The following is a 15,744-nucleotide window of genomic DNA, read 5'->3' as shown; positions in this document are numbered from 1 at the left end:
TCCTAAAAACTTGGTGGATTAGTAATCCACAAAACCTTAGATTCTTTTTTAGACAAATTTATTATACTTCTTTCAAATTGACCACTCGTATAAAAACATTCACCCTCTTTTAAAACAAATACCTTTGTTCCAAGATGAAGTTCAACCTTACCCTTTAAAACATAACCGAATTCTTCTCCCTCAAAAGGTTCATAAGTCCTTGAAAAACTTTTTTGTTCATTCAAAGTTATTATTATCGGTTCCATTGAATTTTTTTGTGCATTTGGAACAATCCACTCTAATTTACTATTTCCATTTTCAAAAATAGTTTCATAAGCATCAAATTTTTGAAAAACAAATTTTTCTTCCTTTTCTTCTTTAAAAAAATCTGAAATATTAGTTCCAAGTGCTTCTAAAACATCTTCTAAAGAACTAATAGATGGTGAAGTAAGTCCTCTTTCTAGCTGAGAAATAAAGCCTTTAGTAAGCTCTGCCCTCTCTGCAAGTTCTTCTTGTGTAAGTCCCAAAATGGTCCTTAAATTTTTAATTTTTTCTCCAATATCCAATTTTCTTTCTCCCAATATAACAATATATTAAACTATAAATATCTCTATATTAAACAATAAATATTATATCACAAATAAATCTTTATTCAATACTTTTTTACTAAAAATTTAAAATTTTTTATTAAAATTTTAAAATATTAAACAAAAGAATACAAAAAAGTACCGATCAAATCGGTACATATTTCTACTTTCCTATTTTTTCTTCTCTTCCGTAGTAGAAAAGATATTGTTGTGCATAGCCTGCATATTTTCCAAATATTTTATCTGCTTCTTTTGCAATTTTTTTCACAGGAGTTTCTTCTTTAATAAAAAATTCCTCCATCACTCTTTTAATCCAAACGTCAACCGGAAAAACTTCTCCTCTTTTGTATGAAAATAACATTATACAATCTGCAACCTTATTTCCAACACCTGAAAATTTTAATAGTTCTTCTCTTAAAATATCAGTTTCTAAATTTTCAAAATTATCTAAGTCAATTTTTTCGTTTAAAATCATATTTACTGTATCAAAAATTCTTTTATCTCTAAAACCTACTTTTGCAAATTCTCTTAATTCTTCTACAGTAGCCTTACTTAATTCTTCTATAGTTGGAAAGGAATAATATTTTCTATTTTTATCTTCACAGATAAGCTTTCCATATCTCGTAGAAATTACTTCAATAGATTTTTTTATTCTAGGAATCATATTATTAGCTGAAATTATAAAACTTATTAACATTTCAAAATGATTTTGATTTAATATCCTGATACCTTTCCCATATTCTATTGCATTTGCTAAAATTTCATTGTTTGACAGTTCTTTTATTATCTCTTTATAGTCTGTATTCAAATCAAAATAATCCATCCAAATTTCATTAAATTCTTCCAAATTAGTTCCTTTGAATATAACCCTGCCGTTTTCATTTAAAACATTTAAAACTCTTCCTAAATGTACTGTTGTAAAACTTCCATCACTTTCTTCATACCATCTAAAAGCCTGTCCACAAGTGAATATTGCTCTTACATCAAAATTCTCAACTTCTTCTAAAATTACTAAATTATCTTTTTCATATAGTTTCATTATTTTTTCGCCTTTGTTTTTGATTTATGTTGTTTAATAATTGCAGATAGTTTTTCAGAATTTTCTTTAGTAAGAGGAATTGTTAAGACTTCATCTTTTAATTCTCCGGAAACTAACACTTCAAAAAATTTATCATTTAAAGCACCCCATTTTTTTATTTTTTTAAATTCTGCAATCTTTCCATCAAAACAAAATCCATTTTCTCCAATATATAATCTATCTAGAGAAACTATAGAATATGTAATACCAATCAATACATATACTACACTAAAGATATCTTGAACATTTACAGCATATACAATTCCAAATCCCACCAATGCTATAGATAGTCCAAATAACACCTTTCTTCCTCTAAGGCCAATGGTATAAACTTTTCCTGTTAATTTCTTTCTAGTTTGAAACATTGCTACTATTTTCTTAATTACAAATATTAAGATTATACCAAATACTATCAATAAAATATCGTTGCTTCCCATAAATCCTCCATATAAATTAAGTAGAAGCAAGCTTCTACTTAATTTTAATTATCTTCTGTTTCAGTTTTTCCTAATTCAATAGTTTCTTCTGAGTTATTTACTTCTTCAGCAGTATTTTGTTCTTCAGCAATAACATTACTATCCTCAAAAACTGTTTTTTCAGAAACTCCATCTTTTTCTTCTTCAATTCCCATGTATTTTTTATACATATCTTCAAAATCTTTTCCACTTATAGTTTCTTCTTCTAAAAGTTTTTTTGCAATTATGTGTAAAAATTCTATATTTTCTCTTAGAATATTTTGAGCAGTTTCATAAGCTTGATCAAGAAGGTCTTTAACTTCTCCGTCGATAAGTCTGGCAACATCTTCAGAATAAGATCTGCCTTTACCAAAGTCTCTTCCTAAGAAAGTTTCTTCTTCTCCCATATCATAATTTATTGGTCCAATTTTACTACTCATACCATAAGTTGTAACCATACTTCTTGCAATTTTTGTAGCTCTTTCAATATCACTGGACGCCCCAGTTGTAAAATCTTCAAAAATTATAAGTTCAGCTGAACGTCCACCAAGCATCGTTGCAAGTCTTGACTTCATAGCATTCACAGTCATATATTGACTATCTTCATCTTGAGAATAAGCAGTAAATCCACCAGCTCTTCCTCTTGGTACAATAGTAATCATCTGAACTGGATCTGATAATGGTACAAATCTTGAGACAATAGCATGTCCCGCTTCATGGTAAGCTGTAATCTTTCTATCTCTATCAGTTACAACAGCTGATTTCTTTTCAGGTCCTGCAACAACTTTTATTGCAGCTTCTTCAAAGATTCTCATAGGAATACTCTTTAAGTTTTGTCTTGCAGATAAAAGAGCAGCTTCATTACATAAGTTTTCAAGATCTGCAGGAGTAAATCCTGTTGTATGTTTTGCAATAGCTTTAAGGTCTACATCTGGATCTAATCTTTTATTTCTAGTGTGAACCATAAGAATTGCTTCTCTCTCTTTTACATTTGGAATTCCAACATAGATTTGTCTATCAAATCTACCTGGTCTTAAAATAGCTGGGTCAAGTATATCAGGTCTATTTGTTGCAGCCATAACAATGATTCCTTCATTTACACCAAAACCGTCCATTTCAACAAGTAATTGGTTTAATGTTTGTTCTCTTTCATCATGTCCACCACCAAGTCCTGCACCTCTTCTTCTACCAACAGCATCTATTTCATCGATAAATATTATACAAGGAGCATTCTTTTTAGCTTCTTCAAATAAATCTCTAACTCTTGAAGCTCCTACACCGACAAACATTTCAACAAAGTCAGAACCACTTATGCTGAAAAATGGAACTTTTGCTTCTCCTGCTACAGCCCTTGAAAGATATGTTTTCCCAGTTCCCGGAGGACCAACCATCAAAACACCTTTTGGAATTCTTGCACCTATATCACTATATTTTTTTGGAGATTTCAAGAAATCTACAATTTCTTGTAATTCTTCTTTTTCTTCCTCAAGACCAGCAACTTCAGCAAAAGTAACATCATTTTTCTTGTCCTTATGAAGTTTTGCCTTGCTCTTTCCAAAGTTCATTACTTTTCCGCCACCTTGAGCTTGTTTCATAAATACGAACCAAACGACTCCAAGTCCTACCAAAAGTAATAGAGTTGGTAAAATTTCAATATAAAAAGGCTTTGTAGGTTCAGCTTTACCATTATATTTCAAAGTATTATTCTCTACCTTTGATTTTAAATAATTTTCATAAAATTGAAATCTAAATTCTTGTGGTAAGTAAGTTTTAAATTCAGTTTTATCCTTATCATTTAATTTCCCGGTAATATAGGCACCTTGAGTTGTTATCTCTGAAACTTCATCATTTTTTATTTTTGATACAATCTCTGTAACTGTATATTCTTTAACTACAGGAGTTGAAGTTTTTATTACAAAAAAATACACAGTTAAAAATATAATTGGTATCAAATATATAAGATACGCTTTACTTTTTTTATTCACGTTTTTCCTCCTATTATTTTATTTATAAACTTCTTCTTTTAGTGAAATTATATATGGTAGATTTCTATATGATTGATTATAATCTAAACCATAACCAACAATAAAATCATTTGGAACTGCAAACCCTACAAAATCTCCTGAAATTTCAACAAGTCGTCTTTCAGGCTTATCCAACATGCTAGAAATTTTAACAGTTTTAGCTCCCCTTTCTCTAAAATAATTTAATAGATATTTTAAAGTCTTCCCTGTATCAATAATATCTTCAACTATCAAAATATTTTTTCCAGTAACATCTGCCTCTAAATCTTTTATGATTTTTACAACTCCACTTTCAGATGTATTACCATAAGATGAAATTGCCATAAAGTCTATGGAAATTGGTAAATTTATATATCTAATCAAATCCGCAAAAAACAAAGTAGATCCTCTTAAAATTCCAACCACAACAAGTTCAGATTCATCATCTTCATAATGTTTAGTTATTTCTTTTCCAAGTTCTTCAACTCTACTTTTTATAGTTTTTTCATCAAATAACAATTCTTTCATATCCAACTTAACGACATTATCTAATCTCTCCATAAAATCTCCTTTGATAAAACTTTAATTTTTATAATATCCTCATTTCCTTCAACTAAATATCTGTTAGATCTTCTAATATTAGGAACCCAAACAATATTATTTTTAATTTCAAAAATAGGTATGTTTTCTCGAATATCTTTACTGATTTTTTCATCAATAAAGATATCTTTCAACTTCTTTTTCCCAAAATCAAATTCTAAAAAATCTCCATTTTTTCTTTTTCTGATTTTTATAAAATCAAGATATCTTTTATTTATAAAAAGCAAGTTCTTATTATGTTTTAATTTTTTAAATTCTTCAAAACATGACTGCTCTATAATTATATCAAAAAATTTTGTAGAATACAAAGAAAAATCTAAATTTTCAAAATAAAAATTCGACTCTAAATTTTCAAAAATATTTTTATCATAAATGAGAAGTTTATCATATTCAATTTTAAAAATTACATTTTTAATTTCTATATATTTACCCGTTTTTGAAAAAATCAAATTATCAATTTCTTCAATTATTTTATAATTTATTCCATCTGGATTCTTACTAAAAAATTCAAAGAATTCTCTATACATAATATTTCTAAAAGACCTAGATTGAAGTTTTAATTTTTCAATATAAACCAGTATTTTTCCCTTATTAAATTCCCATAATAATCCTTCTTTTGAAGCAATATATTCTCTTGAAATGCTACTATAATCAAAAGCAATATTAGACAATCTAGAAAGAGCGTCTAAAATTTTAGGATTATATTCATTTTTTAATATTGGAAATAAATTTAATCTAATTTTATTTCTTAGATACAAATCCTCAAAATTAGTTTCATCTTCAACAAAAGGTATATTATTATATTCAATATATTTTTCTATTTCATCTCTTGAAAAATTTAAAATTGGTCTAATTAAATCTCCTCTTTCAGATTGTATCCCTACCAGTCCGTTAATACCGGTTCCTCTTAAAATTCTCATAATAACAGTTTCTGCTAAATCATTCTTATTATGAGCAGTTGCAATATATTCAATATTTTCAGCTCTTTTAATTTCATCAAAAAATTTATATCTTAAAAATCTTGCTCCCTCTTCAGTAGATAATTTATTTTCATTTGAATAAAGGAGAACATCTTCTTTTTTGGAATAAAATTTTAATCCATATTTTTCACATTGAGATTTTACAAATTTTTCATCTCTGTCAGCATCTTCTCTTAAAGAATGATTAAAATGGCAAGCAACTAAATCTAATTTTAATTCATCTTTAAAACAATTAAACAAATCTAGCATAGTCATAGAATCTTTACCACCTGATATGGCAAGTAAAATTCTAGAATTTTCAAGATTATAGTCTTCTAAATTTTTTAAAAATTCATCTTTCATAAAAATTAAAAAACCGAGTAAAAACTCGGTCCCCTTTCTTTACTAAATTAAACTAATCGTTATCCTTATACTTTACTACTATCTCGTCTTTTTCAACCATTTTAAGTTTTTCTCTAGCTACTTTTTTAATAAATTCTTCAGTATCAACTTTTTGAAGATTGTCTTTTGCTTCTGTGATTTCAGAATCCAACTTATCTTTTCTATCTTTTAAAGTTTGAATCTTGTTATTTAATCTGTTTTTTTCCTTGACTTGATAAATAAAAGTCTTTCCAAAAACAATGCAAAGAGCAAAAAATACTAAACTGTAAACCCTGATTCGACTTTTATTTTTCTTTTTCATCAAGTCATCACCCCTATCTACTATAGATTATATAACAAAAAATATAAATTTTCAATACTTTTAGAGATTTTCATACATTTTTTGTGCATCTTCTTTCTTTTGACTGTCAGTAATATCTAAAACTTTAATTTTAACTTCAGAATTTCCGAACTTTAACTCTATAATATCTCCAACTTTTACCTCATCAGAAGGTTTCATAGCTTTTCCATTTCTAAAAACTCTTTCTTTTTCACAAGCTTCTTTAGCTACTGTTCTTCTCTTTATAAGTCTTGAATTTTTTAAAAATTTATCAATTCTCATTAAATATTATACTCCATAACAGCATCTATCTGATATTCTTTATTTTTTTCTCTACCTTTTAGGTCTGTCAATTCCATTAAAAATTGCATTGATACAACTTCCGCCCCTTGTGATTCGATTAATTTTGCACAAGCATTAATAGTTCCACCTGTGGCAAGCAAATCATCTACTATTGCAACTCGATCTCCTGGCTTTAACACATCTTTACAGATTTCAAGTACATCTGTTCCATATTCTAATGCATATTCAAAAGATACAGTTTTTCCAGGTAATTTTCCCGGTTTTCTAACTGGAATAAAACCTATATTTAAGGCATAGGCAACGGCAGAACCAAAAACAAACCCTCTCGCTTCAGGCCCAACAATATAATCTATATTTCTATTTTCTAAATTTCTTTTCATAATATTAACAGCTTCATTAAAAGCTTCTGCATCACTAATTAAAGTAGTTATATCTTTAAAACTGATTCCTTCTTTAGGAAATCCATCAATAACTCTTATCTTTGATTTTAAATCCATAATTTCCTCCTAAAATTTTGCTGGCTACTCATTATATAACATTTTAACTTTTTTTGCAATGATTTAGGACAATTAATTGAATTTAAAATACTTTTTTCTAATAATTAGTCATTATATTTTAATAAATCTTCTTGTAATTGTAGAAGCCCTAGTCTTCCTAAATGTGTAGCATCTTTAAAGAAATATGGAGTATAAGAATATTTACTATAATCAATCAAATTCACATTATTTTTCGCTGAAATATCTCTGATTTTTTTGTAAAAATATTCTATCTCTGATTTTGGAACTCCGGTATAATCAGCCCATTGTCCTTGTAATGGAACTAAAACCAAATTAACTTTTATTCCTAAATCTTTGGCAACATCTAAAAATAATTGTAAATCTCCATATTCTTCTTTACTTCTATACTTTGTATCCTTTGCAGAATCTTTTAACTTATCCAAATTTTTCTTGAAATTCTTATCAAAATATTTATTTTCTATAAAAAATTTATTTTCATTTGTTTCTGCTTTTGCAGTTTCTATTGCTTCTTTCTTTAATTGTTCCCAATCAAATTTTTCAGGTGCTTTTTTATCATTTACACTATCATCCCTATGATATGAACTTAGAAATTTACTATTTGCAATCAATTTGTATTTTTCATAATTTACATTATTCATTGTTCTATCTATAGGATTGTCTCGTTTTAAACTTTCAACCATCCTTTTAACAATAGGATTGCGCTTAGAAAGTTGTAAAATTCTATCATAAATTTTTTCTTTAGTTTCTTGAGATATTTTTTCACTCTTATACAAATTGTATAAATGATCTATTGAAAATCTGGATTGAAATGCTTCAGGCAAAATTCCCTTCTTTTCAAACCATTGCATTGATAATATTAAATTAACAGTTTTCACCTGGGATTTTTCCCCTATTGAACCCAAAGTTATAGCTTGAATTAGAGATTGATAATATCCTTCTCCTATCTGCATTATATTTTTATCTGAATAATCTAACAATTGTTTTGGATGCTCTTTCCAATCATTTGTTACAATTAACTCAGAAGAACCTAGAAGTAAGATAGTTCCCTTTCCTATATTTTTCACTATAGCATCATGTGATTTATACTTAGAAGGAGAATCACTATATCTTATTGAATTATTCTTGACAGATAATTCATCAAAAGCTTGTTGCTCTTTTTTTGTATAAAAATTTAAAAATGTAAAAGAAATAATTGAAGATAAAATAATTGCTACTGCTAATGCTTTTAACCTTTTCATAAACGCTCCTAAAATTTGATGTATAAATTTTTACGATATAAAAATCGTACAATATGCTAAAATTATAGACTTTTAAAAATCCTTAATAAACTTATTTTAATTTAAAAACTTCATAAATTACTCCAAGTAATTCTACAATATAAACTTTAAATTAAACTAAAATTATCATATTACTAATTTCAAAAATAATGTAAAAATTTTTTTAAAATTTTAAGACATCTATATTTAGCGAATACTATTATACCATAAAATCAAGAAAATTCAAAAAAATTTATCTATTATTTTATATGTTGTATAGTTATATACTATTGTGAAATCTTAGTAACGAAGAATTGAAATTTTTTTCTGCATATGCTATAATTCCCTCATTAAAAGTTATAGATTTTTGTATATTATACAAATTTTAAACGTACTAGAACATAAAAATATTGGTTATATTTGTTTTTATAAATTTCAAATATGGTAAAGTTTAGGAGAATTTATGAAAAGATTAAAAGCATTAGTAATTTCATTAATTTTGTCTGTTATTATATCCTCTTTTATACTAATGTATTATTCAAAAAATATTGAAAAAAATATCGTTGTAAAAAATAATAGTATAAAATATAATACTTTATACTCAAAGTATAATTCTTATGATGTGTTGATAAAAAATATAGATAAAAATACAATTTTACTTATGGGTTCATCGGAACTTGTAACAACACTAGAAAATGAAGAACATCCAAGACAATTGTTAAATTATTCAGATAAAAATATAATGCAAATAGGCGGAGGTAATTATCAGAGTTTATTACAGTCCATTGTTTTAGGTTCTATTGGAAGTGATATACCTGTTAAAAAAGTTAACTTAATATTATCAATGCAATGGTTTGAAAAAAAGGGTTTAGAAAAAGAAGCTTTTGAAAATAGAGTTTCATTAGATCATCTTTATCATTTCTTTGATAATAAAAATATTTCTAATACTACTAAAGAAAAAATGTATAATAGAATAAAAAATTTAACTGATTCAACAAGTTTTATCAATTCAACTGTAGATAATATCTATTTCCCTAATTTTTTCTACAAGCTTATAAACCCTATTTTAAAGTTTAAATATGATTTACAAGAAAAGAGAAATTTCGTTAAAAAATATGAATATGATAGTTCTGTAAATAATCTAAAATTTAAAGGAATAGATTGGGAAGTTTTAGAAGAAGAAGCTACAAAAAGAGCAGAGAAAGAAACTGATAATAATAAATTTTATATAGAAAATAGATATTATAATAAATATATAAAGGATGATTTTAAAAAATATGAAGGCTATATGAGTAATCAAAGTTATTCAGCAAGTCCAGAATACGATGATTTAAGATTATTTTTAACTGTTGCAAAAGAGCTTGGTTTTGAAGTAAATCTTATAATGATTCCATTGCAGGGATATTGGGCAGATTATACAGGTATTTCTAAAGACTCAATAAATGAGTATTATGATAAAATAAAAGAGATTGCCAAAGAAAATCAAGTACAACTTACAGACTATAGTATGTATTCCTATAAACCTTACTTTTTTAACGATGTAATGCATTTAGGAAGGTTAGGTTTTATAAAATTACAAAAAGATTTATTAAAACAGAATGACTAAAGTATGAAAAAATAAGGAGTAACTATTATGTAAGCTACTCCTTTTTAATAGTTAGATTTTTCACAAAAAAAGATTGAGAATACTATTTTCTCAATCTTAAAATTTATACCTAAAAATTACTATATATAAATTCTTTTACGACGTTAAAATCATATAATACACAAAAAATTATAATACTGGTGATCATCAAAGTATAAAAAACAACTCTGAATATAAATTCTTGTGTTTCTTTTTTTACCATAATCTACCTCCTAATATTCGTAAAATGTAAACAAATTTTTCTGAGAATATGAAAAATCCAAACATAACCAAATTAAAAGTAATAAAAATAGATGAATATTCAAACCATTTTTTGCTTTTATTATTTTTATAAAATTTAGTTTTTTGGAATAATTCTGTAAATGCAAGAACAACTCCATGATAAAATCCATATAAAAGATAGCTTAACTTTAATCCATGCCAAACACCCATCACAGACATATTAACAATATAGGCAACCATAGCAGTAGTTAATGAACTTTTTAAAAGTTTCCTTTTGAACATTCCAAAAACTAATCTACTAAAAACAAAATCTCTAAACCAATGTGATAAACTAATATGCCATCTGTTCCAAAAGTCTTTCATATCTTTTGCCAAAAATGGTTTATTAAAGTTCATTGGAGTTTCAATTCCGAAAATTTTACTAACTCCAACTGCCATTAAACTATATCCTGCAAAATCAAAAAACAAATAAAATCCATATAGATACATATATATTAATAGATTAGGAACTGTGTAGTGTCTTTCAGCAACAACATTCATCTTATCAAAAATCAACTGTGATAAAATCATTTTATAGACAAGCCCTTGTAAAATATATTCTATCCCTTTTCCTAATTTATCTAAGTATTCACTTTTAGTTATTGTAGATTCCAAGTCTTTAAAAAATCTTCTACTTCTATCAATTGGTCCTGATGAAAGGGTTGGAAAAAATATCATAAAAGATAAATAGTCAACAAATTTTACTTCTTTTATTAAATTATCTTTTATTTCTACAAGTATTTGCATTACTTTAAAAGTGATATATGATATTCCTAAGAATCCTAATCTATAATGTATTTTTGTAAAGGGTAATACACGAGCTAAAATAAGTGGTAGTAAACTTAAAAGTACAAATATATAAACTTTGTCAAAATTTTTCTCTTTTTTAAGCTTTAAAAATAATTTAATCAATAAAAACTCATATATTACAAATATAGTTAATGATATTAATGAATTTATTTTTTTCGAATAAACCATAACGCAAAAAACAAGAGAAACTCCTAAGATATAGTATTTACTTTTCTTTTCTCTAATACCTATAATAACTGCAGGTATGGACATTAAAATAAATACCAACCAGAAATTTAATCCGCTAAAAAAACTCATTTCTACTTCCTACTATTTAAAAATTCAATTATTTTATTTGGTGTATTAACTACTTCCTTATCTAATTCCATTATTCCTAAAGTTATTCCCAATCTTTCTTCAACTTCAACAATAAATCTAACAAGCCCAAGAGAATCCATAAGACCTTCTTCAAAGATATTCACATCAGGAGTATCTCTTAAATCCTCTTCACAAATGTCTTCTAAAATTTCATAAACTTTTTCTTCCATGTAAATCTCCCTATCTATTTTCTAAAATTTTTTTTAATTCTTTTCTATCAACTTTTCCATTATTATTCATTGGTAATTTTTCTAAAAATTTGAATTTTTTTGGTACCATATAACTTGGAACATATTTCTGTAATTCTTCTTTTAAAAACTTTATATATTCTTTTTCATCATCAATCACTTTACTTACTATGAAAGCTGTTATGCTCTTAACTTTATTATCTGAATCATAATTCGGCAATGCACAACAAGAACTTATACCATCAATATTTAAAAGATTGCTTTCAATATCTCCAAGTTCAATTCTATACCCATTTAATTTAACTTGAAAGTCTTTTCTATTGGAAAAAAATAAATTTCCATCCTTATAATATCCTAAGTCCCCTGTTTTATAAGCTCTTTTATCATCTTCAGTAACAAAAAATGCTTTTTCAGTTTGAACAGGATTTTTATAGTATCCGCTACTTACTGTATCTCCAATAATGACAATTTCTCCAATTTCCCCATCACCAAGAATTTTATCATCTTCTCGTATTTCAATCTTACTTCCATTTTTAACATCTCCAAGTGGAAGTATATCAAACTTTTCTAAAACTTCGTCTGTAATTAAAATATCAGTAACACATACTGTAGATTCAGTAGGCCCGTAAGTATTAATAACTTTTGCATTTGGAAATCTCTTCCTTAACCTTTGTGCTGTTTTTTTTGTCAAAACTTCTCCACAAAATAGAAAATAATCTATATTCTTTATATTTTCAGAATTAAATTCTTGCAAAGACAAACACATATCTGCAAATGAAGGAGTAGAAACCCAATTTGTAATACCAGATTTTTCCAAGTTTTGATAAAGTTTAGAAAAATCTTGTTGGTCTTCCTTCGTTATAGCAAATAAAGTGGATTCAGAAAACAAAGATAAGTATAAATCCATTACTGATAAATCAAAAGAAAAAGGTGCTTGATTTAAGTAAATTTTATTTTTCTCATTTCCTACAACATTATGTATCCATCCAATATAATTATTTAAATTATCATATGTTATTTGAACTCCCTTAGGCTTTCCTGTACTTCCAGATGTAAAAATTATATAAACAATATCTTCTGGTTCAATTTTATATAGGCCATCATTTGAAATATCATCATATTTTTCATCATTAATAATATTCAAAATCTCTTTTTTATTTAAAATATTAAATTTTTCATCTACAGTCAAATCTTCTGTAAAAATTGAAAATTTTGAATCAGTTACAGTCAACACATCTTCAACTCTATTTCTAGTAAAAGATATATCCATCGGACAATATGGATGCCCTGATTTTGTACAGGCTAAAAAACTAACCAACATTAAAAAATCTTTGTGTCCATAAACTGCAATTGCATCTTTATTCCCAGCTCCAAAATTTTGTAAAATATATTTTGCAAGTCTATCAGAATATAACATAAGCTCCCTATATGTAATGAATTTGTCATCACAAATATAGGCAATTTTTTCTGAACTCTTATAACTATTAAAAGTTTCTAAATACTTCACAAAAAATCCTCCAAATCATTAAAAATTTCAAAGTGTATCTCTCCGTAATATTACTTTTTTATTTTATTTTTAATCTAATATTTAATATCTTCAATATTAAACTAAACTCAAAATAAAGTATATCGTAACACACTTATATTTTATACTATAAACTTTAAATAAACCTAAAATACTAAATTTATTTACGATAATTATATTCTCATAGGTTATATTATACCAAAAATAGAAGAAAAACAAAAGCCTGATAGCGCAACTATCAATAAATAATTTAACTTTTTAACAAAATAATTGAATAATTGTACCACAAAAATATATTTTTGCAAAAAAATACTGATGTATTTAAACATCAGTATAAAAATTTTTAAACAGCTGCTACTGCTTCTATTTCTATTAGAGCATCTTTTGGTAATTTAGCAACTTGAACTAAAGCTCTTGCTGGTTTATGATTTCCAAAAAATTCAGCATAAACTCCATTAATTGCTTCAAAATCATTCATGTCTTTTACAAAAACATTAACTTTAGCAATACTTTCTATGCTTCCACCACCTGCTTTAATAATTTCTAAAACATTAGTTAAACTAGCAAGTGTTGCAGCCTTTATTTCAGTTTGTAATTCTCCATTTGTAATTGGTAATTGTCCAGAAACAAATATTAAATTACCAACCTTTCCAGCTTGTGAATAAGGTCCAATTGCTGCTGGAGCCTTATCAGTTTTTAAAAATTCTACGCTCATTTTTTTACCTCCTAAATCTATGCCCACAATCTTTCAAGATTGTAATAGCTTCTATAATCTTCTGTCATAATATGAACTATAATTTCTCCACAGTCCAATAAAATCCAATTTCCATCTTTATATCCTTCTGTACTTAAACAGTCCATATTATTCTTTTTTAATTGGAACTCAATTTCATCACAAATAGCTTGATTGTGATTAACCACGCTCCCAGTTGCGATAACAAAATATTCAGCAATTGATGATCTTCCTTTTAAATCAATGCTTACAACATTTTCTGCAATCTTATCATCCAATGCTTTCAATATAACATCAAGTTTTTCCATAAAATCACCTCATATTTACTAAATAATCTCTTGCTTTAATTGACAAGGGATGAATTTTTTGAGAGTTTTTTTCTAAATATTCAAAACTATCATTTAAAAACTTTATTATAGCTTTATCTATATCATAATCTGCAATCCTTCTAAGCTCATCAGCTGTATCATACATTCTATTAGGCTCAATCTTGTCTGATATAAACAAAATCTTTTCAATTAAAGACATATTTTCCCTTGCTGTTGTATGATAACGAACCGCTGAAATAATTTCATCGTCAAAGATACCATATATATTTTTACAAACAGCTGCCCCTATTGGTGCATGTTGAATTTTTGGATTATTTTTTTCTTCAACATCCAATATTATATCAGAATTTACTATTTTATTCAACATATAATATTCTTCTAGATTCTTTGCACAATCATGAACAAGTCCAGATAAATAAGCCTTGTGTTCATCAGCATTATATATTTTAGCAAGTCTTTTACAGTATTCTGCAACCCTTAAAGAATGTTCATATCTATTCTTTGAAAGTTTTTCCTTTAAATCTTTTTTTATTTTAAGTATATCAAAATAATTAAGCTCTTCATAAATATAGTCTCTTACTTTTTCGGGTATAAGATATTCTATAGATTTCTTTTCATTCATTCTATTTCTAATTTCTGTAGATGAAATTGAAATAACAGAATTTGTAATAATATTAATATCATATTTTTCAATTATTTCTCTATTTTTTTCTAAAATAAAATCATAATCGTATTTTCTTAGAAAAACTATAACTGAAGTAAGCTCTAAAAGTTTTTCATATTCATACCAAGACCTTACACTTAAAAACTCATCATCTCCCATTATGAAATAAAATTTATCTTCACCATTGTAAAAATTTTCACTAATGGTATTATAGGAGTAATGAACTTTTGTAGAATCATTTTCGACAAGAGAAATTTCAAAGTTTTCATTATCTTCTAAAGCTAATCTTAACATTTCAACTCTTGTATCAAAACTAAATTTATCTACAGCCTTATGTGGAGGATTTGAGTTTGGAAGAAAAATTATCTTATCAAGTCCTATTTCTAGCAAACAGTCCTCAGCAATTTGTAAATGACCATTATGAATAGGTGAAAAACTTCCACCAAAAATTCCAATTTTTTTCATTATTCTGGTAACTCTATTCTATCTTTATCTTTTCTTTTTCTTCTATAAATAACAAATTTATTTCCAATGTGTTGTACAAATTCTGCTCTAGTTTTTTGTAAAACTAAATCTACTATTTCTTTGTTATCGTCCAAATTGTTATTTAGAATTTTGATTTTTACAAGCTCTCTTTTCTCTAAAGCCAAATCTAATTGTCTTATAGTTTCATCATTAACTCCATGCTTTCCTATATTCATAATAGGTTCCATAGAGTGAGATAAAGACTTTAGAAATGCTCTTTGCTTTGGGTTTATCATATTTTCTCCTTA

The 15,744-nt window shown here is 26.3% G+C and carries 18 protein-coding genes; 1 reads left to right on the top strand and 17 read right to left on the bottom strand.

Annotated elements, in window-relative coordinates; genetic code table 11:
- Nucleotides 1–2: 2 nt before the first annotated feature.
- The 10 genes from VJI93_RS01755 to dltD (VJI93_RS01710) form a co-directional block, all read right to left on the bottom strand.
- Nucleotides 3–545: a helix-turn-helix domain-containing protein gene (locus VJI93_RS01755; protein WP_004833108.1), complete on the bottom strand. Its 543-nt coding sequence runs from the start codon at nucleotides 543–545 to the stop codon at nucleotides 3–5.
- Between the two features lie 184 nt (nucleotides 546–729).
- Nucleotides 730–1,605 carry a DNA-3-methyladenine glycosylase family protein gene (locus VJI93_RS01750; protein WP_323998751.1) on the bottom strand — a complete coding sequence of 292 codons (876 nt, stop codon included), beginning with the start codon at nucleotides 1,603–1,605 and terminating at the stop codon, nucleotides 730–732.
- The gene (locus VJI93_RS01745; RefSeq protein ID WP_323998752.1) at nucleotides 1,605–2,081 is read right to left on the bottom strand and encodes a DUF5673 domain-containing protein; all 477 of its coding nucleotides are present in this window, start codon (nucleotides 2,079–2,081) and stop codon (nucleotides 1,605–1,607) included. Before VJI93_RS01745 ends, VJI93_RS01750 begins: the two co-directional genes overlap by 1 nt.
- Nucleotides 2,082–2,125: 44 nt before the next feature.
- Nucleotides 2,126–4,084 (bottom strand): ATP-dependent zinc metalloprotease FtsH, encoded by a 1,959-nt coding sequence (gene ftsH / locus VJI93_RS01740; protein ID WP_323998753.1) that lies wholly within the window; start codon nucleotides 4,082–4,084, stop codon nucleotides 2,126–2,128.
- A gap of 18 nt (nucleotides 4,085–4,102) precedes the next feature.
- Nucleotides 4,103–4,663, bottom strand: coding sequence for a hypoxanthine phosphoribosyltransferase (hpt, locus tag VJI93_RS01735; protein WP_323998754.1), 561 nt, complete (start codon nucleotides 4,661–4,663; stop codon nucleotides 4,103–4,105).
- Complete coding sequence (gene tilS / locus VJI93_RS01730; protein ID WP_323998755.1) at nucleotides 4,651–6,024, bottom strand: tRNA lysidine(34) synthetase TilS; 1,374 nt, start codon at nucleotides 6,022–6,024, stop codon at nucleotides 4,651–4,653. The genes hpt and tilS overlap by 13 nt, the downstream gene beginning before the upstream one ends.
- A 52-nt stretch (nucleotides 6,025–6,076) precedes the next feature.
- Nucleotides 6,077–6,364, bottom strand: coding sequence for an FtsB family cell division protein (locus VJI93_RS01725; RefSeq protein ID WP_323998756.1), 288 nt, complete (start codon nucleotides 6,362–6,364; stop codon nucleotides 6,077–6,079).
- Nucleotides 6,365–6,424: 60 nt separating this feature from the next.
- Nucleotides 6,425–6,664, bottom strand: coding sequence for an RNA-binding S4 domain-containing protein (locus VJI93_RS01720; RefSeq protein ID WP_323998757.1), 240 nt, complete (start codon nucleotides 6,662–6,664; stop codon nucleotides 6,425–6,427).
- Nucleotides 6,664–7,182, bottom strand: coding sequence for an adenine phosphoribosyltransferase (locus VJI93_RS01715; RefSeq protein ID WP_323998758.1), 519 nt, complete (start codon nucleotides 7,180–7,182; stop codon nucleotides 6,664–6,666). Before VJI93_RS01715 ends, VJI93_RS01720 begins: the two co-directional genes overlap by 1 nt.
- A gap of 104 nt (nucleotides 7,183–7,286) precedes the next feature.
- Nucleotides 7,287–8,441, bottom strand: coding sequence for a D-alanyl-lipoteichoic acid biosynthesis protein DltD (gene dltD / locus VJI93_RS01710; RefSeq protein WP_323998759.1), 1,155 nt, complete (start codon nucleotides 8,439–8,441; stop codon nucleotides 7,287–7,289).
- Nucleotides 8,442–8,922: 481 nt separating this feature from the next.
- On the opposite strand from dltD (VJI93_RS01710), the gene dltD (VJI93_RS01705) reads away from it, so the two are divergent.
- Nucleotides 8,923–10,065, top strand: a complete 1,143-nt coding sequence (dltD, locus tag VJI93_RS01705) for a D-alanyl-lipoteichoic acid biosynthesis protein DltD (RefSeq protein ID WP_323998760.1) — start codon at nucleotides 8,923–8,925, stop codon at nucleotides 10,063–10,065.
- Between the two features lie 234 nt (nucleotides 10,066–10,299).
- On the opposite strand, the gene dltB is transcribed toward dltD (VJI93_RS01705), so the two are convergent.
- From dltB to yhbY, 7 genes are all read right to left on the bottom strand, one after another.
- Nucleotides 10,300–11,472, bottom strand: coding sequence for a D-alanyl-lipoteichoic acid biosynthesis protein DltB (gene dltB, locus VJI93_RS01700; RefSeq protein ID WP_323998761.1), 1,173 nt, complete (start codon nucleotides 11,470–11,472; stop codon nucleotides 10,300–10,302).
- A gap of 2 nt (nucleotides 11,473–11,474) precedes the next feature.
- A complete protein-coding gene (gene dltC, locus VJI93_RS01695; RefSeq protein ID WP_323998762.1) occupies nucleotides 11,475–11,702 on the bottom strand; it encodes a D-alanine--poly(phosphoribitol) ligase subunit DltC in 228 nt (75 codons plus the stop codon).
- A 10-nt stretch (nucleotides 11,703–11,712) separates the two neighbouring features.
- The gene (gene dltA / locus VJI93_RS01690) at nucleotides 11,713–13,227 is read right to left on the bottom strand and encodes a D-alanine--poly(phosphoribitol) ligase subunit DltA (RefSeq protein ID WP_323998763.1); all 1,515 of its coding nucleotides are present in this window, start codon (nucleotides 13,225–13,227) and stop codon (nucleotides 11,713–11,715) included.
- Nucleotides 13,228–13,588: 361 nt separating this feature from the next.
- On the bottom strand, nucleotides 13,589–13,960 hold the full coding sequence (locus VJI93_RS01685; RefSeq protein WP_323998764.1) for a RidA family protein: 372 nt from the start codon (nucleotides 13,958–13,960) through the stop codon (nucleotides 13,589–13,591).
- A 17-nt stretch (nucleotides 13,961–13,977) separates the two neighbouring features.
- Nucleotides 13,978–14,286: a ribosome silencing factor gene (gene rsfS / locus VJI93_RS01680; protein WP_323998765.1), complete on the bottom strand. Its 309-nt coding sequence runs from the start codon at nucleotides 14,284–14,286 to the stop codon at nucleotides 13,978–13,980.
- A gap of 4 nt (nucleotides 14,287–14,290) precedes the next feature.
- Nucleotides 14,291–15,436, bottom strand: coding sequence for a nicotinate (nicotinamide) nucleotide adenylyltransferase (nadD, locus tag VJI93_RS01675; protein ID WP_323998766.1), 1,146 nt, complete (start codon nucleotides 15,434–15,436; stop codon nucleotides 14,291–14,293).
- On the bottom strand, nucleotides 15,436–15,732 hold the full coding sequence (yhbY, locus tag VJI93_RS01670) for a ribosome assembly RNA-binding protein YhbY (protein ID WP_323998767.1): 297 nt from the start codon (nucleotides 15,730–15,732) through the stop codon (nucleotides 15,436–15,438). The genes nadD and yhbY overlap by 1 nt, the downstream gene beginning before the upstream one ends.
- Between the last annotated feature and the right edge of the window lie 12 nt (nucleotides 15,733–15,744).

This window comes from Parvimonas sp. M20 (genome assembly GCF_035282425.1).
Taxonomy (GTDB): Bacteria; Bacillota; Clostridia; order Tissierellales; family Peptoniphilaceae; genus Parvimonas.
This window is presented reverse-complemented; position numbering and strand designations above follow the sequence as displayed.